This window comes from Micromonospora arida, from assembly GCF_042873195.1.
GTDB lineage: Bacteria > Actinomycetota > Actinomycetes > Mycobacteriales > Micromonosporaceae > Micromonospora > Micromonospora arida.
Window position 1 is genome coordinate 251,579 of record NZ_JBIALC010000005.1, and the last position, 18,102, is coordinate 269,680.

Consider the following 18,102-nt stretch of genomic DNA (forward strand, 5'->3'; position numbering starts at 1 on the left):
CGGTCTACTCCTCGACGACGTCGGCCACCACGACTGTGACGTTGTCCGGCGCGCCGGCGTGCAGGGCCAGGTCGATCAGCTTGGCGGCGCAGGCGTCCCGGTCCGGATAGTCGCTGAGCACCTCGGTGAGGGTGTCCGGACGGACCACGTTGGAGAGGCCGTCGCTGCACAGCAGCCACCGGTCCCCGGCCCGGGGCACCATGGTCGCGTACGACGGGGAGACCTCGTCACCCTGCAACGCCTGGGTGACCACAGCTCGACGCGGGTGGCTGCTGGCCTGGTCCGCGGTGATCACGCCCTGATCCACCAGCATCTGGACGAACGTGTCGTCCCGGGTGACCTGCTTGAGCACGCCCTCGCGGAACAGGTAGGCCCGGGAGTCGCCGACGTGCGCGAGTGCCAGGCAGCTGCCGGTACGGGCGAAGAGCAGGGCGGTCAGTGTGGTGCCCATGCCCTGGCGCTCGGGATCCTCGGCGACCGCCTGTCGGATCCGGGAGGTGGCCAGTGCGATGCCACCTTCGAGCGCAGCCACCAGGGCGTCCTCGGGTGTCTCCACGTCCAGCGGGGCGACCGCGTCGATGGTGAGGGCGCTGGCCAGGTCGCCGGCGGCCATTCCGCCCATGCCGTCGGCGACGGCGACGAGCCAGGTGCCGGCGTGCAGGGCGTCCTGGTTTCCGCTGCGGATCAGCCCACGGTCGCTCGTTCCGACGGAACGCAGCTTCAGGGTCATGGGAGGCAGCCTGCCAGGCGAAGGGCGCAGTTGTCTCTAGGAGATCAGGACGACGGCGCGTGGCGCGGCCAATCTCACGTCCGGGTGGCGGCGCGTCGGGGGGCGCCGCTCGGGCTGACCGCCCTCGTCGGATGCTGAAACCCATCCAACCAGATCAATTGACATGGCGTACCGGCACTGGAAACATCGAGCCGATACCTGGGAGCGCTCCCAGCTTCCCCTTCGCATCACCGTGCCACCACCAACGTCCCACTTTCCGTCCCGGAAGGACTCCCCGTGACGCCATCCCGACGCCGCCTCCTGTTGGCTGCGGCGACCACTCTGGCCCTCACCGGCGCGGGCGCCGGCGCGGCCCACGCCGACCCACCACCGGACGCTCCCGAGCAGATCGACAACGGCGACTTCAGCGCCGGGGTGAGCCCCTGGTTCTCCTTCGGCACCGGTGCGCTGGCCGTGACCGACGGCCAGCTCTGCACCACCGTCGCGGGCGGGCTGGCCAACCCGTGGGACGCCGGCATCGGCCAGGACGGCGTGCCGCTGATCGCCGGCGCCGAATACACCCTCGGCTTCGCGGTCTCCGCCACTCCCGGCGCCGCGGTCAAGGCCGTGTTGCAGCTCGGCAGCGCCCCGTACACCACGTACGCGGCCGTGGACGCCACCGCCACCGGCACCCTCCAGCGGGTCGAGCAGACCTTCACCGTCCCGGACGACAACCCCAACGCCCAACTGATCTTCCAGGTCGGCGGTTCCGCCCAGGCGCAGACCATCTGCCTTGACGACGTCTCGCTGCGCGGCGGCGAGCCGCCCGAGCCGTACGTGCCGGACACCGGGCCGAGGGTGCGCGTCAACCAGGTCGGCTACCTGCCCGGCGGCCCGAAGAACGCCACTGTCGTCACCGAGGCCAGCGCGGCGCTGCCCTGGCAGCTGCGCAGCGCCGCCGGCGCCGTCGTGGCCAGTGGCACCACCACCGCCCGCGGTGTCGACGCCGCCTCCGGGCAGAACGTGCAGACTGTCGACTTCTCCGGCTACCGCACCCCTGGCACCGGGCTCACGCTCACCGTCGACGGTGAGACCAGCCACCCGTTCGACATCTCCGGTGCCCTCTACGACCAACTGCGCTCCGACTCGTTGCAGTTCTTCTACGCCCAGCGCAGCGGCATCGCCATCGACGGTGACCTGATCGGCGACGAGTACGCCCGGCCCGCCGGTCACCTCGGCGTCGCACCCAACCAGGGCGACACCAACGTGCCCTGCCAGCCGGGTGTCTGCGACTACTCCCTGGACGTGCGCGGCGGTTGGTACGACGCCGGCGACCACGGCAAGTACGTGGTCAACGGCGGCATCGCCACCTACCAGCTGCTGAACACCTTCGAGCGGACCAAGACGGCGGCCACCGCCAACGGCGGCGCCGAACTCGCCGACAGCACGCTGCGGGTGCCCGAGCGCGGCAACGCCGTGCCGGACATCCTCGACGAGGCCCGCTGGGAGCTGGAGTTCCTGCTGCGCATGCAGGTGCCCGCCGGCAAGCCGCTCGCCGGCATGGTCCACCACAAGATCCACGATCAGAACTGGACCGGACTGCCCCTCTCCCCGCAGGACGACCCGCAGCCTCGCGAGCTGCACCCGCCGTCGACTGCGGCCACCCTCAACATGGCCGCCACCGCCGCCCAGTGCGCCCGGCTCTTCGCCCCCTACGACGCGGCGTTCGCGACCCGCTGCGGCACTGCCGCGAAGACCGCCTACGCCGCGGCCAAGGCCCACCCGGCGGTGTACGCCAGCCCGACCGACGGCACCGGCGGCGGCGCGTACGACGACAGCAACGTCACCGACGAGTTCTACTGGGCGGCGGCCGAGCTGTACCTGACCACCGGGGCGCAGAACTACCTGGCCGACCTGACCGCCTCGCCGCACCACACCGGGAACGTGTTCGACGCACGGGGCTTCGGCTGGCAGAGCGTGGCCGCGCTGGGCCGCCTCGACCTGGCCACCGTGCCGAACGGGCTACCCGCCGCCGACCTGGCCCGGGTTCGCGCCTCGGTCACCGCCGCCGCCGACACGTACCTCGCCGAGCTGCGCCGGCAGGCGTACGGGCTGCCGATGCCCGGTGACGCCAACAGCTACTTCTGGGGCGGCAACAGCAACGTCATCAACAACGCCGTGGTGCTGGCCACCGCGTTCGACCTGACCCGCAACCCCGTCTATCGCGACGGCGCCGTGCAGGCCATGGACTACATCCTCGGTCGCAACGCCCTGAACATCTCCTACGTCACCGGGTGGGGCGAGCACGCCGCGCAGAACCAGCACAGCCGGATCTTCGGCCACCAGCTCGACCCGAGCCTGCCCCGACCGCCCGCCGGTTCCCTCGCCGGTGGCCCGAACGCGGCCCTCCAGGACCCGTTCGTGGCGCAACTGCTGGCCGGTTGCGAGCCGATGTTCTGCTACGTCGACGACATCAACTCGTACTCGACCAACGAGGTGGCGATCAACTGGAACTCGGCGCTGACCTGGATCTCCTCGTTCCTGGCCGACCAGGGTGACGCCGGCGCGGTGCCGGCCACCACCTGCACGGCGCGCTACACCAACTACGGTGCCTGGCAGGGCGGCACCGGGTTCACCGGGCAGCTGACCATCCAGAACACGGGCACCGCGGCCGTCAACGGCTGGAGCGTGCGCTTCGCGTTCACCGGTGACCAGCGGGTACGCGAGGCGTGGCTGGCGAAGGTCGCCCAGTCCGGCGCGACGGTGACCGCGCGCAACGAGTCGTACAACGCCAAGATCGCACCCGGCGGCACTGTGACGTTCGGCTTCAACGCGACGACCGGCGGCGGCGCCAACCCGAGCCCCGGCCTGGTCACGGTCAACGGAGCGCCCTGCTCGCTGACCTGACCGACGTCCCGGTGGCCGCCCTTCCGCAGGCGGTCACCGGGGCCGCACGATCAGCGCGGCCGGCGGGTCAACCGCCGGCCGCGTTGTGCTTCGCCACCAGGCTCGGGAGTTCGTCCAGCGAGTCGATCCGGAACAGGCACCGGTCGGCCACTGTGGAGGGGTCGAGGATGTGCCCCCACGGACCGCGTCGGATCAGGCACGTCTTCATGCCCGCCTCCAGGGCCGGGCGCACGTCGTTGTCAGGCCGGTCGCCGACATACAGGATCGACGACGCGACACCACCGCCCGCGGCGACGACCCGCTCGAAGAACACCGGCGACGGTTTCGCCACACCCCACCCGTGCGACGTACCGATCACGTCCACCGGAAGGCCGAGAGCGCGCAGGGTCGCCTCGGCATGAGCTGGCTGGTTACCGGCCAGGCCCACGAACAGGCCCTGGTCCTTCAAGGACTCCAGGCACTCCCGCGCGTCCGGGTAGAGATCCTCCTCGGCGAACGACTCCGGCTGGCCAGCAGCCGCCCGACGCTCCAGCTCAAGGGTGAGATCGAAGTCGGGCCGGAAGACCCGGAACGTCTCCTGATAGTCCAGACCCCGGGCGATCACCGCACCGAAGACCGCCGAGAAGGTGTGCCGGGGCACGCCGAGCCAGTCGGCCCAGGCAGCGAACTCGTGGGACTCGTCGAGAATCGTCCCACCCACATCGAAGATGACCGTGTCAATCATGTCCGTCCCCCGTTGACGCTCGATCCGTCGGTGAAGCATAGACGGGGGTACGCACGACCGGCGGGCTTCCATGATCAGCTGTTGGTGGGTGGCTGGAACACCGGCGGCGGTGTGTCGCTCCGCAGGACAGTTCAGGGGCGCGGGCGGGGTGCCTGCGGCTGGCGCTGTCGAGCTGATGACGTGAACGAATCATCGGGCACGCGGCAAAACCGATGGATCGGACGCGCCGAGTGAGCCATCGTGACGCCATGGATGGCGACGATCTGGTTGGCGATGATCTGGCTGGCGGTGCCCTGAGTGGCGGTGGATCGACTGGCGGTGGATCGGCTGGTGGTGGTCTGGCTGGCGCGGAGCGTCGAGTGTGGGCGACGATGCCGCCGGGGTCCCGCAGCGCATTGTCAGGGCTGTCCAATGCAGACCTGCGCAGTCTGCTGTTGAGCGTGGCCCGCGACCGGGCGGAGACCGCGCGCCCATCCGAGGTGCTACGACGGTGGCGCGAGGACCGCTTCGTCCGCCCGGCCCGCGCCGATCCGCGCGTGCTCGCGCGGGTGGAGGCCCGGATGTGGCAACTGCTGCCCGCCGACGTCGCCGGGGTGGAGCTGTCGCCGGTCGTACCGGTCGGCACCTGCTCGGCGGTCGCACCGGTCAGCCAGAACAGGATCGTCACCACGATGCGTGCCAGCGAGGTGCTGAGCGATCCCACCAACGCCCTCGCCATCGAGGCGGCCCTACGTCGCCGCCGACAGAGCGAGGTCCACCTGGCCGCTGCCCATCGGGTGCTGCGGGCGCAGGACTTCGGCGGCGACGCGTCGGCGCACTTCCGACTCTTCGCCCTGGTGTCCAGCGCCCGGGACACCGGCTCGGGCGACACGCAGGCACGGCTGCTGGTCCGACACCTCACCTACTGGCGGACCGTCCTCGCCGAGCTGGCACCGGCCGCCGCGCCTCAGCTGCACGTCACCACCTTCGACGATGAGGCCGTCCGGGAGCGGCTGGCCGACACCGTCCGACCGGCACTCGCCGCAGGTGTGGTGCCGCTCGTGGACGAACCGGAGCGGTCTCGCGGTCGCGGCTACTACACGGGCTGCGCACTGCGGATCACCGTCCTGGACGGCAGCCTGGAGATCGGCGACGGCGGCCTCACCGACTGGACCGCCCGGCTGAGCGGTGACGCGAAGGAACGCTGCCTCGTCTCCTGCCTCGCCACCGAACGTCTCGTCGACTCCATCAGCCGCTGAACCGGGCCTGACGACGACCGCCTCGCCCACCGTCCGAGTGGCCACCCATCGCCACTGCCGGGCAACCGAGCCTGGCCTGCCGATCGAACCCGGAAGTGTCGTACGCCTGTTCTAATCTCGTTCCATGTTGGAGGGGTTGGCGCACGCGGAGGCGGCGGTCTCCGACTGCCTCGACGCGCCGGCGTGGGCTCTTGCGGAGCACGACCTCGTCGCGGCACTCGACGCCGCGCACCGACTCGAGCAACGTCTGGCCGCGGTCAAGCTGACCCTCGTGCGGGAGCTGGACGGTCGAGGCACCGCGACCGCGCAGGGCGCGTCCTCGACGGCGGTGTGGCTGCGGGACCGGCTGCGGCTCAGCGTCTCCGCCGCACGCCGGCTGGTCGATCTCGCCGGCGCGTTGGACGCGGGAGCGCCAGGCGTGCGGGCTGCTCTGGCCGGCGGGGATATCAGCGTGGAGCAGGCCCGGGTCATCGGCGACACGGTCAGCACGGTGCGCACGTCCGCCGGCGCCGAGGCGGCCGGGAAGGCGGTCGCCGTCCTGGTCGAGTGGGCCGGGCAGTTCGAACCGACCTTGCTGCGCAAGCTGGGCACCCGCATCCTCGATCACGTCGCCCCGGAGGTCGCCGAAGCCGCCGCCCGGGCGGCGCTGGAGGCCGAGGCCCGCCGAGCCAGCCGGGATCGCCATGTCACCCTGTCCGAGCTGTCGGACGGCCGGCTGCGGCTGTCCGGCAGCCTGGACGCTGAGGCGGCCGGCCTGCTGCGCGCCGCGATCGATCCCCTGACCGCGCCGTCCGGTCCGGACGATCGGCGTTCTCCCGGGCAACGCCGGCACGATGCGCTCGCCGACCTCTGCCGGCTTGCACTGCGAACCGGCGAGCTGCCCGAGCACGGCGGCGACCCCGCCCAGCTCGTCGTCACCACAAGCTTCGAGACGTTGGCCCGGCAGCTCGCCGCCGGCACTCTCGACACCGACCTTCGGCTCACCCCGGAGACGGTTCGCCGGCTCGCCTGCGACGCGGCGATCCTGCCCGCCGTCCTCGGCGGCACCGGTCAGACGCTCGACGTGGGCAGGCAGCGGCGCCTCGTCACCGGCCCTCTCCGCCGCGCCCTGGTCCTGCGCGACCGCGGCTGCGCGTTCCCGGGCTGCGACCGCCCGCCCCGCTGGTGCGACGCCCACCACATCCACCACTGGGCCGACGGCGGCAGGACCAGCCTGACCAACGCCGTGCTGCTCTGCGCCCACCATCACCGACATGTCCACCGTGGCGAGTGGACCGTCCGGCTCGGTGGCGACGGTCGGCCCGAATTCGTCCCGCCAGCCTGGCTCGATCCCGACCGGCTCCCCCGCCGCAACCACTACCACCGGCGAACGTGACCCATCACTGATCCGACCCCGGCAAACAGGCCTGCGCCGCCGAACAAGCCCGCGTCGCCGAAATGCCGACCCCGGCAAACAAGCCGACGCCGCCGAGCCAACGTGCGTCGCCGAAAGGGACGACCCCGGCGAACAAGTTTGCGCCACCGAACAAGCCTGCGCCGCCGAACAGGCGCAGCGCGCGAGCAGATCAAGAACCGGCAGGCGACCCGGAGGCGGGCTGTGACGGGCACCGCACTGCGCGGGGCATCGATGAGCAGGCGCCAGCTCTAGGGTCGGTGAATGGGCACCACGGCGGAGGTTCGCGGCCGCTGGCGGTCGCTGTCGCCGCTGCCGCCGCCCGGTCGGCTGCGCACCCTGTCGCTGGCCACCCTCGCCAACACGGTCGGCACAGGGCTGTGGGTGACGGGTGCCGCGCTCTTCCTCACCCGCACCGTGGGGCTGACTCCGACCGAGGTGGGGCTCGGGCTCACTCTCGCCGGCCTGGTCGGGCTCACTGCCAGCGTGCCGCTCGGCGGGCTCGCCGACCGACGTGACCCCCGGAGCCTGCGCGCCGTCCTGCAACTGGCGCAGGCGGTTGTCGCTGCCGCGTACCTGTTGGTCGGTTCTTTCCCGGTCTTTCTGCTGGTGGCCACACTGGACGCTCTGCTGATCTCCGGCAACCTCGCCGTCCGCGCCGCGCTGGTAGCGGCGGTGGGCGGCCCCGAGGGCCGGGTGCACGCCTTCGCGACCCTGCGCGCGGTGGCCAACCTGGGTGTGGCGCTCGGTGCGGGGCTGGCCGCGTTCGCGCTGGTGGCGGACACCGGGTGGGCGTACCGACTGTTGGTGCTCGGCAACGTCGCCACCTATCTCGTCTCGGCGGCGCTGATCATGCGGCTCCCGGCGTACCCGCCGGCCCGGCGACCCCTGAGGCAGAGAGCCGGCCGGGCGTTGCGCGACGGGCCGTTCCTCGCGGTCGCCGGCGCCTCGGCGGTGCTCTCCGTGCACCAGGTGGCGTTGACGCTGGTGCTGCCGCTGTGGGTGGTGGCGCACACCGATGCGCCTCCGGTGACGGTCGCCGCCCTCCTGCTGATCAACACGCTGCTCACCGTGCTGCTCGCCGTACGACTCAGCGGGAGCGCCCGGCACGCGGCGCCGGCGGCGGCGACGATGCGCCGGGCCGGGTTGGTGCTCGCGGCCGGGATGCTGCTCTGGGCCGCGACCGCCGTCGTGCCCACCGCGGCGGCGGTCGGTCTGCTGCTGGCGGCGACGGTGATCTACACCCTGGGCGACCTGTGGCACGCCGGGGCCGGGGCGGCGCTGGCCTACGACCTCGCCGCCCCGGACGCCCTCGGCGCCTACCAGGGGGTCGACGGACTGCTCGCCGGGCTGGTCCGCGCGGCCGGCCCGGCCCTGCTGACCTGGTTGATCATCGACGGCGGCCCGGTCGGCTGGCTGGCGCTGGCGGGGTTGCTGGCGCTCACCGGCCTCGCCGTGCCGCCGCTCACCCGACGGGCCCTGGCCAACCACGCCGAACGCGCTGACCGCAGCGACCACACCGACCGCGCCGACCGGTCACCGCACCCGGGCTGACCGTCAGCCGATCTCCTCGTCGACGAAGCACCAGCGCCAGGCCTCACCCGGCTGCGCCGAGCGGATCACCGGGTGGCCGGTGGACGCGAAGTGCTTGCTCGCGTGCTGGTTCGGCGACGAGTCACAGCAGCCGACCTGCCCGCAGCTCAGGCAGGTGCGCAGGTGCACCCAGTAGGTGTCGCCGATGGCGACGCAGTCCGCGCACTCGTCGGGGGTACGCGGCTCGGCGGCACCGGCCTCGGTCAGGTGCTCACAGCTCACTTCTCAACCTCTCGCAGCAACGACTCTTCCAGGTCCAGGTCACGGTAGGCCCGCACCAGGACTTCCTCAGGAATCCGGCCGGAGTCCCGGGCCGCCCGGAACACGTCCCGCTCGGCGTCGATCATCTCCTGCCGCAGCCGACCGTACGCCTGCGACGGGGTCTCCCGCTCGTCGCCGCCGAGTCGTTCCCACGCCATGTTGGTGCGGTCCTCCACCGCTCGGCGCAGCCGGTCCACCACGGCATCCGGTGCGCTGTCGGCCAACTCGCCGAGGCGGTCCTGGGCGGCCTTGCTGGCCTGCTGCTGCACGGCGGCGGCGGAGAGCGCGTCCTGCACCGGGTCGTCCTGCGGCAGCTTCAACCGCCGGGCGACCAGCGGCAGGGTGGCGCCCTGGCCGACCAGGGTGAAAACGATCACGGCGAAGGCCAGCCAGATCAACAACGCCCTGGGGTACGACTCGTCGCCGGCCAGGGTCAGCGGCAGGGCCAGCGCGGCGGCCAGGGTCACCACGCCCCGCATGCCGGCCCAGCCGATGATGATCGGGATCTTCGGTGACGGCCGGGCGTCCCGGCGGCGGACCCGGGGGACCAACCGGGCCAGGTAGGTGGCCGGGAAGAGCCAGAGGAACCGGGTCAGGAAGACGGTGCCGAGCACCGCGAAGGTGATCAGGACGAGCGAGCCGATCGGCTCGTCGAGATCGTGCAGTACCTCCCGCAGTTGCAGCCCGACCAGCAGGAAGACCAGGCCCTCCAGCAGGAAACGAACCAGCCGCCAGAACGCGCCGATCTGCAGCCGGGACGCCGCCGACAGCAGCTGGGGCAGCTTGTGCCCGAGCACCAGACCGGTGACGACCACCGCGACCACCCCGGAGGCGTGCAGGTGTTCGGCGGTGAACACCACCGCGAACGGGATGATCAACGACAGCGCGTTGTCCAGCAGCGGGTCGGTGATCCGCCGATGCAGGAAGCCGAACACCAGCGCCCCGAGCGCCCCGATCAGGATGCCGCCGCCGGTCGACCGCAGCACCTCGATGGCGATCTTGTCGGCGCCGACGGTCGAGCCGACGGTGGCCATCGTCGCGACCCGCAGCAGCACCAGCGCGGTCGCGTCGTTGACCAGGCTCTCGCCCTCGAGGATGGTGACGACCCGGCGGGGCAGCCCGACCCGACGGGCGACGGCGGTGGCGGCCACGGCGTCCGGTGGGGCGACCACCGCGCCGAGGGCCAGGCAGATAGCGAACGGCAGCTGCGGCAACAGCAGGTGCAACACCAACCCGACCACGAACGCGGTGAACAACACCAGGCCGACCGCGAGCAGCAGGATCGGCCGGATGTTGTTCTTGAACGCCGGCACCGAGGTCTCCAGCGCGGCCACGTAGAGCAGCGGCGGCAGGATGCCGACCAGCACCAACTCAGGGTCGAGTTCGATCTGCGGGAAGCCTGGCACGAACGAGAGCGCCAGGCCGAGGACGACCAGCACGATCGGCGCGAGCAGACCGAGCCGGCGGGCCAACGCGGCGCCCAGGGTGGCGATCGCCAGGAAGACGACGACCGGAAACAGGCTTTCCATGGGGTACGAGCCTAGGGGTCCGTCGGTTGAGCCCTCGATCAGCCAGCCGGACGCAGCTTCGGCAGCACCTCCGCCCCGAACGCGTCGATGAAGCCGCGCTGCTCCTGCCCGACGTGGTGCAGGGCGATCTGGTCGAAGCCGAGCTGCGCGTACTCCTCCAGCCAGCCGACGTGCCGCCCCAGGTCGGCCGACACGTTCACCACCTCGGCGACCCGCTGCGCCGGCACGTCGGCGGAGACCACGTCGAAGTGTTCGACGGTCTCCAGGTCCCAGCAGACCGGCGGGGCGAAGACGTTGCTGCGCCACTGGTCGTACGCGAGCGCCTCGGCCTGGGCCTGCTCCGGCGCCCAGGAGACGTGCACCTGGAGGTGCAGCGGCCCACGTCCGCCCGCGTCCCGGTACGCGTCGATCATCTCGCGCAGGTGCGCCACCGGGGCGTTCACGGTGATCAGCCCGTCCGCCCATTCGGCGCACCAGCGGGCGGTGGCCACGCTGACGGCGGCGCCGACCAGCGCGGGCGGCTGCTCGGGGCGGGTCCACAGCCGGGCCCGATCCACCCGGACCAGGCCGTCGTGGCTGACCTCCTCGCCGGCCAGCAGGGCCCGGATCACGTCCACGCACTCGCGCAGCCGGGCGGTGCGCACGTCCTTGCGCGGCCACGGGTCGCCGGTGATGTGCTCGTTGCTGGCTTCGCCGGTGCCCAGGGCCGCCCAGAACCGGCCCGGGTACATCGCGCCGAGGGTGCCGATAGCCTGCGCGATGATCGCCGGGTGGTACCGCTGACCGGGCGCGTTGACCACGCCGAACGGCATGCCGGTGGCCTGCAACGCCGAGCCGAGCCAGGACCAGGCGAAGCCGGACTCGCCCTGCCGGGCGCTCCACGGCGAGAAGTGGTCGGAGCACATGGCGGCGTCGAAGCCGGCCCGCTCGGCGTGGATCACCGCCTCCAACAGGGCGCGTGGACCGATCTGCTCATGCGAGGCGTGAAATCCGTACGACGTCATGGGCACACTTCCTACCCACGACGGCACCGGCTGACGCGTGCCGCGACCCGAACTACTCGGCGTGTGCGCCGGCGCCGGCCGAGGGGGCGCCCTCTCCCACCCAGACCGTCTTGGTGTTGCAGAACTCCCGCATGCCCAGCGCCGACAGCTCCCGCCCGTACCCGGAGTTCTTCACACCACCGAACGGCAGTTCCGGGTACGAGGTGGTCATTCCGTTGATGAAGACGTTGCCGGCGTCCAGGTCGGTGGCGAAGCGCTCCTGCTCGGCCCGGTCCCGGGTCCAGGCGTTCGAGCCGAGCCCGAAGCTGGTGCCGTTGGCGACCTCGATGGCCTCCTCGTACGACGAGACCCGGAACAGGCCGGCCACCGGGCCGAAGACCTCCTCGGACCACATCCGCATCCGCGGGGTGAGGTCGGTGACCACGGTCGGCGGGTAGAACCAGCCGTCGCCGCTCGGCGGCTCGCCGCCGCAGAGCACTGTCGCGCCGTTGTCGACCGCGTCGCGGACCTGGGCGTGCACCTCGTCGCGGCCACGCTCGCTGGCCAGCGGCCCGACGTCGGTGTTCGGGTCCATCGGGTCGCCGACGCGCAGCGCGGCCATGTTGGCGGCGAACTTCTCGGCGAAGGCGTCGAACACGTCGGTGTGCACGATGAACCGCTTCGCCGCGATGCAGGACTGGCCGTTGTTCTGGCAGCGGGCGGTGGTGGCGACCTCGGCCGCCCGATCCACGTCGGCCGAGGGCATCACCACGAAGGGGTCGCTGCCGCCGAGTTCGAGGACGGTCTTCTTCAGCTCCCGCCCGGCGATCTGCGCGATGGACCGGCCGGCGGGCTCGCTGCCGGTGAGCGTCGCGGCGCGTACCCGGGGGTCGCTGAGGATGTGGTCGACGGCCTCCGAGTCGACCAGCACGGTGGTGAAGGCCCCCTCGGGGAAGCCTGCTCGCCGGAACACGTCCTCCAGCAGCAGCGCGGTCTGCGGCACGTTCGAGGCGTGCTTGAGCAGGCCGGTGTTGCCGGCCATCAGCGCCGGGGCGGCGAAGCGCATCACCTGCCAGAGCGGGAAGTTCCACGGCATCACCGCGAGCACCACGCCGATCGGCTGGTAGCGGATGAACGCCCGGGTGGCCTTCACGGCGTCGGCGTCGGCGGGCTCGTCGGCGAGGAACGCGGGGGCCTTGTCGGCGTAGAAGCGGGCGGCGCTGGCGCACTTGGTCACCTCGGCCTGCGCCGCGACGTACGTCTTGCCCATCTCCGTGGTCATGATCCGGGCGATTTCGTCGCGCTCGGCGTCCAGCAGGTCGGCCGCGGCGTTCATCCACTGGGCGCGCTGGCCGACGGTCGTCGCCCGCAGCTGGTGGAACGCGAGGTCGGTGCGCTCGATGGCGTCGTCGAGTTGCTCGGTGGACATCGCCTCGTAGGTCTTGAGCACCTGTCCGGTGGCGGGGTTGGTGGTGGCGATGTGGGGCATTGCGTCCTCCTGTCACTCGAACAACGAGTGTCGTACGCCCGGCTCCTCGCGGCGGCGGGCGGCGCGGCGGCGCTGGATCACGACCAGGTCGACCACGGCGACCACGGCGAAGATCGCGCAGAGTACGCCGAGCCAGGCGATGCCGGCCCAGAACGCCAGCACCGCGAAGAGCACCATGATCACCAGCCCGAAGCTGGCGAGGGTGAGCCGAAGGTTCAACGCGCTGTTCGCGTGGCCGACCGTGCCACGGGCGCGCCGGGGCTGCGATCTCGTCATACCCACCGATCTACCCCCGATCGGCCGGATTAACCGGTACCGCGCGCGCCCGCACACCCGCACCCGCCGGTGTGCTCCGGCACATCCGTTCGCGCCGCGGCCTCGTCGACCGCAGGATGGGCGCATGTCAATGACCCTCGCCGTACCGGTGACCGTCTCCATCGCCCGCCGCGTCGATCCCGGCCGGGCCAGCGAGATGGTGGCCTGGATGCGGGCCGGCACCGCGCTGGCCGAGGCGTTCCCCGGCTTCCTCGGCGCCGGCTGGGTGCAGAGCGGCCCCGGTTCGCCGGAGTGGCACATGCTCTACCGCTTCGCCGACGCCGAGACGCTGCGCCGGTGGGAGGAGTCGCCGCAGCGGCACTGGTGGCTCAGCTCGGCGCAGGGCATCGTCGAGCACACGCGGGTCGAGCGGCGTACCGGAATCGAGGGTTGGTTCGACAGGCCGCTGGAGCACTCGGTGGACCCGGTGGAGCCGGCCCCGCCCGCATCGCCTCCCCGCTGGAAGCAGGCGGTGACGATCTGGCTGGCGTTCTTCCCCCTGAGCCTGACCGCCACTCTGCTGACGAGCCGCTTTCTCGAAGCGGTGCCGCTGGCGGCCCGGGTGCTGCTGATGACGCTCTGCCTGACCCCGCTGATGACCTATCTGGTGCTGCCCCGGATCACCCGGGCGTTGCACTGGTGGCTGCACGGTCAGCGGGCACCGTGGCGGGACGCTTAGCACCCCTACGGCTTCCGCGTCGGCACTCTGCCGCATACCCGACAGCAACTTCCCGGCGAACCACATCCTGCGCATAGAGTTACCGCGCTGTCGCTCTGTGCTGCGGGAACGGGAGACGTCATGCCTCGACGCTGGGTCGCCGCACTGGCCTGTCTCGCGGCGCTGGTCGCCCTGGCCTGCGAGGGCGGCAACTCCGCGACACCCCGCCCCACCACGAGCGCCAGACCGTCGAGCGGGCCCGGCGGCATCGCCGCCCTCGGCGACTCGATCAGCACCGGCTTCGCCTCCTGCCTGGTGCTCACCTCCTGCGAGCGCAACTCCTGGTCGACCGGGGACGGGCTGCGGGTGCAGAGCCACTACCGGCGGTTGCTCGAACAGAACCCGGCGATCCGCGGCCGGACGTACAACCATGCCCGTCCCGGCGCTCGCGCGGACGCCCTGGAGGGTCAGGCCCAGGCGGCGGTACGCGACCGCGCCGACTACGTCACAGTGCTGATCGGCGCCAACGACATCTGCCGGGGCGGGGTGGACGCGATGACGCCGGTGGCGCAGTTCCGGGCCGACGTCGACCGGGGGCTGCGGGTTCTGCGGACCGGCCGGCCGAAGGCCCGGGTGCTGGTGGTGAGCATCCCGGACCTTTACCGGCTCTGGGAGGTCGGGCACGACGACGCCCGGGCGACCCGCGCGTGGCGGCGGGGCATCTGCCCCGCCCTGCTGGCCGAGGCGACCTCGACCGCACCGGCCGACCGGGCGCGCCGGGCCGCCGTCCGGGACCGGATCGACGCGTACAACGCCGAGCTGAAGGCGGCCTGCCGGGCGTACGGAGCACGGTGCCGGCACGACGGCGGCGCGTTGCACAAGGTCCGGTTCACCCTGGACCTGCTCAACCCGCTGGACTGGTTCCACCCCAACGCCACCGGCCAGGGCCGCATCGCCGAGGTGACCTGGCGCTCCTCCGGCCTGGCCAGCTGAACGACCCCGGACGGGCCGTCAGGGTTGGCGCGGCTCCGGGACGGCGTTGCCGCGGGAGCCGTAGAGGGCCCGGGACCGCTGGGCGAGGTCCTTCGTGGCCGACGAGTTGGCCCAGGTGCCGAGCACGATGGCCGCACCGGGGACGATCTTGGCGACCATCCGCTTCGCGGCCCGGACGCCGGCCATCTGGGCCAGCCGGATGCCGAGTTGCAGCATGACCCGACCGAGCGGACGCTGGCCGCCCAGGCCGAAGAGCGCGTCGGCGCGTTCCCGGCCGGCGGCCACGCCGAGCGCCAGCCGGGCGCTCTCGGCGACCTTGTGCACCCGCTGGAGCACCAGCAGGTCGGTGGCCCGGTCATTGTGCAGGGGGTCGACGTCGTACGCGGCGGCGATGTGCAGCACCATCCGCGCCTGGGTCCAGGCCAGCACGCCCACGTCGATCACGGCGCCGGGCAGCCCGGCCGCGCCGGAGACCGCGCCGGACAGCCGGGCCAGGTTGACGAACTTGCGGGCCGCCTGGTCGGCCAGGACGTCGGCGGAAACCCCGGGCTGTTCGGCCCGGGCACGGGCGGCCCACTGCACGGCTTCCGGCCCGAGGCGGCGCACCGCCTCCAGGGCAAGGTGCTCCGGCGCGTACTGCGGGTCGTCACGCATCCGGTCCCAGAGCCGGGCCGGCGGGCCCTCGGGGGCGTCCACCGGCCCGGCCGGCAGGTCGACGGACGGCTGCGGAGTAGGGGCGGCGGGCTGGCCGCCGATGGGCGGGGTGTCGGTCACCAGGTCTCCCCAGGGGTGGAAACGGTGGACAGGGCGGCCGATGGAGCGGTCAGCGGCGGCGGTTGGACAGCCGAGCCGCCAACCCCTTCAACTTCTGCTGGTTGCCCGGCTTGGCCATCTCTCGACGACCTCGCTCGACCAACTGCTGCCCCTTCGGCGATCTCAGGAATGTGGTGATCCGCTGCATCAGTGACATGGCGTCCTCCTGTCGATGGTCCCGCAGTCATGTGTACCCCGAACCCGCAACACATGTACCCGGGATGCGACAGCCTCAACCCTGACCGTCCATAGTGGGCGGTAGGTTACCGCCCCGCCGGAACGATGGCGTCAACGACCCTGGTGGCCCGCCACTCGTGCTGCTGGTAGTGCTCGGGGTACGCGGAGACCTGCACCGCCTGGGCGGCGTCGGTGAGCCGCATCCGCTGCCAGCCGGGCACCTGCTCCAGCGCGCTGAGGAACTGCCGGGTGGCGAACTCGGGGTCCATCAGCCGCCCCACCGGGCCCCAGCCGCTGCTGGAGCGCTGTTGGAACAACCCGACCGAGTCGTGGTCCCAGCCGACGCCCTGGTGCGGATAGTCCTGCGACTCGGGCAGCACGCCGCTGGCCACGTTGTAGAGATTGCTCTCCTGCATGGCGGTGGCCACCGCGATCACCAGACCCCGGCGCGGCACACCCATCTTGCGGCCGGTACTGACGATCGCCTCGGCGTTCTCCATCTGGTCCTCGTCCAGCCCGGCGACGGGCGCCGGGTCGGTCGGGCGAGCCGGGGCGACCTTACGGGCCGGCGCGCTGGTGTCCGGGTCGGCAGGGCTCGCCGCGGGGGACTGGGCGGCGGCGGAGGTGCTCGGGGCAGCCGTGCGGTCGAGGGAACGGGAGGCGCGCTGCTGCTCGGCCCGCTGCGCCAACTCGGAGCTGGAGAGCGATCCACTCCTGGTCGCCGCGTCGGCGTCCTCGTTCCGAACCTGGACGACGGCGGTCAGACCGAGGCAGCACACCACACCGGTGGCCAGCGCCACCTGTGCCCGGCGTCGACCGGTCAGGTCCCGGGCGTACGCCCGGAGCCGGCTCGCGGTGGTTGTCCGTTCGGTTGAGGTGCCATCCTCCGTATCGGCAGTGGGCCTGCTCGGGGCGTACGGGTCGTCGAGGGTGCCGTCGTCACGCATCAACCGAGGCTAGGCAGGTGGAAACCCTGATCACGCACGGTGATCACGTGGCGCTCGACACAGATCGGAGCCGTACTGGTGGACGACCTGGGCGGGGTGACCCGCCCGGGGAACGGACCTCGCGTACCGGATGAAGCTGGCGCCGCACGCGGACCGGCACGCGCCCGGACAGGACCGAACATTCCACCCCCGAGTCTGACATGATCGACAAACTCGGCCTTTGGGCCGAACCGCCCCTCGGCCGATCGGCCACGAGGCTCGGCCTGGTGGCGTAAACAGCCGATTAGTCCGGTCACGCCCACCACCCGGCCAACGGATCGCCCGACGCAGGAATGCACCAGGATGGCGGGTACGTTGCCCGAACGGGTGCCCTTCGTCGCGAGGCACCCCGCAGGCACATTTCAGGGAGGTCCGCACCGGTGCTCGACCCACACGAGCTCTACCAGCTCACCGACGATCTGCCCGACCTCGGGCAGCCGGTCCTGATCCAGGCCCTCACCGGGTTCGTGGACGCCGGAAACGCCAGCCGACTGGCGCGTGAGCAGCTACTCACCTCGCTGGAGGGTCGGCCGATCGCCACGTTCGACGTCGACCAGCTCTTCGACTACCGATCGCGACGACCGGTGATGACCTTCGTCGAGGACCACTGGGAGAGCGTCGACGCGCCCAAGCTCGAGCTGCACCTGCTGCGGGACGACGACGAGACCCCGTTCCTGCTGCTCACCGGCCCCGAACCGGACCTGCAGTGGGAGCGTTTCGTGGCCGCCGTGGCCGGGCTCGCCGCCCAGCTGGACGTCCGACTCACAGTGGGACTCAACTCGATCCCGATGGCGGTCCCGCACACGCGACCGACCGGGGTGACCGCACACGCCACCCGCCCCGAACTGATCGCCGGCTACGAGCCCTGGCTGCAACGCGTCCAGGTGCCCGGCAGCGTCGGTCACCTGCTGGAGTTCCGCCTCGGTGAGCAGGGCCGCGACGCGCTGGGCTTCGCCGCCCACGTGCCGCACTACGTGGCGCAGACCGAATACCCGGCAGCCGCCGAGGTGCTGCTCACCTCGGTGTCGCGCAGCACCGGGCTGCTGCTGCCCGGCGACGGGCTGCGCTCGGCCGCCGAGGTCGTCCGGGTGGAGATCGACCGGCAGGTCGCGCAGACCGAGGACGCCGCGGCCCTGGTCCAGGCCCTGGAGGAGCAGTACGACGCGTTCGCCCGAGGTCGGGGCGAGAAGAGCCTGCTCGCCCCGGATGCCGGCCCACTGCCCACGGCCGACGAACTCGGCGCCGAACTGGAACGGTTCCTGGCCGAACAGACCCGTCCCGGCGACACCCCGGGCAGCTGACCCGGCGTCGCGGCGGCGGATGCGGCAGGCTGG

General features: G+C 72.0%; 17 protein-coding genes. 7 read left to right on the plus strand and 10 right to left on the minus strand.

What is annotated here, in order from left to right; all coding sequences use genetic code 11:
- Positions 1–4: 4 nt before the first annotated feature.
- The gene (locus ACFYP0_RS18025) at positions 5–730 is read right to left on the minus strand and encodes a PP2C family protein-serine/threonine phosphatase (RefSeq protein WP_124854525.1); all 726 of its coding nucleotides are present in this window, start codon (positions 728–730) and stop codon (positions 5–7) included.
- 276 nt (positions 731–1,006) lie between these two features.
- On the opposite strand from ACFYP0_RS18025, the gene ACFYP0_RS18030 reads away from it, so the two are divergent.
- The gene (locus ACFYP0_RS18030) at positions 1,007–3,616 is read left to right on the plus strand and encodes a glycoside hydrolase family 9 protein (RefSeq protein ID WP_356980988.1); all 2,610 of its coding nucleotides are present in this window, start codon (positions 1,007–1,009) and stop codon (positions 3,614–3,616) included.
- 67 nt (positions 3,617–3,683) lie between these two features.
- Here ACFYP0_RS18030 and ACFYP0_RS18035 read toward each other — a convergent pair whose 3' ends face one another.
- Positions 3,684–4,340: an HAD family hydrolase gene (locus ACFYP0_RS18035; protein ID WP_355501400.1), complete on the minus strand. Its 657-nt coding sequence runs from the start codon at positions 4,338–4,340 to the stop codon at positions 3,684–3,686.
- A 371-nt stretch (positions 4,341–4,711) separates the two neighbouring features.
- On the opposite strand from ACFYP0_RS18035, the gene ACFYP0_RS18040 reads away from it, so the two are divergent.
- The 3 genes from ACFYP0_RS18040 (at position 4,712) to ACFYP0_RS18050 (ending at position 8,525) form a co-directional block, all read left to right on the plus strand.
- The gene (locus ACFYP0_RS18040) at positions 4,712–5,578 is read left to right on the plus strand and encodes a hypothetical protein (RefSeq protein WP_356980990.1); all 867 of its coding nucleotides are present in this window, start codon (positions 4,712–4,714) and stop codon (positions 5,576–5,578) included.
- A 124-nt stretch (positions 5,579–5,702) separates the two neighbouring features.
- Positions 5,703–6,953 (plus strand): HNH endonuclease signature motif containing protein, encoded by a 1,251-nt coding sequence (locus ACFYP0_RS18045; RefSeq protein ID WP_355501395.1) that lies wholly within the window; start codon positions 5,703–5,705, stop codon positions 6,951–6,953.
- A 282-nt stretch (positions 6,954–7,235) separates the two neighbouring features.
- Entirely contained in the window at positions 7,236–8,525 is a 1,290-nt protein-coding gene (locus ACFYP0_RS18050) for an MFS transporter (RefSeq protein ID WP_386996804.1), read from the plus strand.
- A 3-nt stretch (positions 8,526–8,528) separates the two neighbouring features.
- Here the strand turns inward: ACFYP0_RS18050 and ACFYP0_RS18055 are convergent, their stop codons facing one another.
- The 5 genes from ACFYP0_RS18055 to ACFYP0_RS18075 are packed head-to-tail and all read right to left on the minus strand — an operon-like array spanning position 8,529 to position 13,102.
- Complete coding sequence (locus ACFYP0_RS18055) at positions 8,529–8,786, minus strand: UBP-type zinc finger domain-containing protein (protein WP_238669891.1); 258 nt, start codon at positions 8,784–8,786, stop codon at positions 8,529–8,531.
- On the minus strand, positions 8,783–10,354 hold the full coding sequence (locus ACFYP0_RS18060; RefSeq protein ID WP_124854519.1) for a Na+/H+ antiporter: 1,572 nt from the start codon (positions 10,352–10,354) through the stop codon (positions 8,783–8,785). The genes ACFYP0_RS18055 and ACFYP0_RS18060 overlap by 4 nt, the downstream gene beginning before the upstream one ends.
- A 38-nt stretch (positions 10,355–10,392) precedes the next feature.
- Positions 10,393–11,358: a TIGR03885 family FMN-dependent LLM class oxidoreductase gene (locus tag ACFYP0_RS18065; protein ID WP_386996807.1), complete on the minus strand. Its 966-nt coding sequence runs from the start codon at positions 11,356–11,358 to the stop codon at positions 10,393–10,395.
- A 52-nt stretch (positions 11,359–11,410) separates the two neighbouring features.
- Positions 11,411–12,826, minus strand: coding sequence for an NADP-dependent succinic semialdehyde dehydrogenase (locus tag ACFYP0_RS18070; protein ID WP_355501386.1), 1,416 nt, complete (start codon positions 12,824–12,826; stop codon positions 11,411–11,413).
- Positions 12,827–12,838: 12 nt separating this feature from the next.
- Complete coding sequence (locus tag ACFYP0_RS18075; protein WP_091401582.1) at positions 12,839–13,102, minus strand: DUF6343 family protein; 264 nt, start codon at positions 13,100–13,102, stop codon at positions 12,839–12,841.
- Positions 13,103–13,226: 124 nt separating this feature from the next.
- Between ACFYP0_RS18075 and ACFYP0_RS18080 the strand changes: the two genes are divergently transcribed.
- Both ACFYP0_RS18080 and ACFYP0_RS18085 read left to right on the plus strand, forming a co-directional pair.
- Entirely contained in the window at positions 13,227–13,820 is a 594-nt protein-coding gene (locus ACFYP0_RS18080; RefSeq protein WP_355501383.1) for an antibiotic biosynthesis monooxygenase, read from the plus strand.
- A 120-nt stretch (positions 13,821–13,940) separates the two neighbouring features.
- Positions 13,941–14,792: a GDSL-type esterase/lipase family protein gene (locus tag ACFYP0_RS18085; RefSeq protein ID WP_355501380.1), complete on the plus strand. Its 852-nt coding sequence runs from the start codon at positions 13,941–13,943 to the stop codon at positions 14,790–14,792.
- An 18-nt stretch (positions 14,793–14,810) separates the two neighbouring features.
- Here ACFYP0_RS18085 and ACFYP0_RS18090 read toward each other — a convergent pair whose 3' ends face one another.
- From ACFYP0_RS18090 to ACFYP0_RS18100, 3 genes are all read right to left on the minus strand, one after another.
- Positions 14,811–15,566, minus strand: a complete 756-nt coding sequence (locus tag ACFYP0_RS18090; protein ID WP_124854515.1) for an EcsC family protein — start codon at positions 15,564–15,566, stop codon at positions 14,811–14,813.
- A gap of 49 nt (positions 15,567–15,615) precedes the next feature.
- The gene (locus ACFYP0_RS18095) at positions 15,616–15,762 is read right to left on the minus strand and encodes a hypothetical protein (protein ID WP_167457721.1); all 147 of its coding nucleotides are present in this window, start codon (positions 15,760–15,762) and stop codon (positions 15,616–15,618) included.
- A 106-nt stretch (positions 15,763–15,868) separates the two neighbouring features.
- The gene (locus ACFYP0_RS18100; protein ID WP_356980995.1) at positions 15,869–16,729 is read right to left on the minus strand and encodes a peptidase M23; all 861 of its coding nucleotides are present in this window, start codon (positions 16,727–16,729) and stop codon (positions 15,869–15,871) included.
- 419 nt (positions 16,730–17,148) lie between these two features.
- On the opposite strand from ACFYP0_RS18100, the gene ACFYP0_RS18105 reads away from it, so the two are divergent.
- Positions 17,149–18,069: a proteasome assembly chaperone family protein gene (locus ACFYP0_RS18105; protein ID WP_356980997.1), complete on the plus strand. Its 921-nt coding sequence runs from the start codon at positions 17,149–17,151 to the stop codon at positions 18,067–18,069.
- The last annotated feature ends 33 nt before the right edge of the window (positions 18,070–18,102 follow it).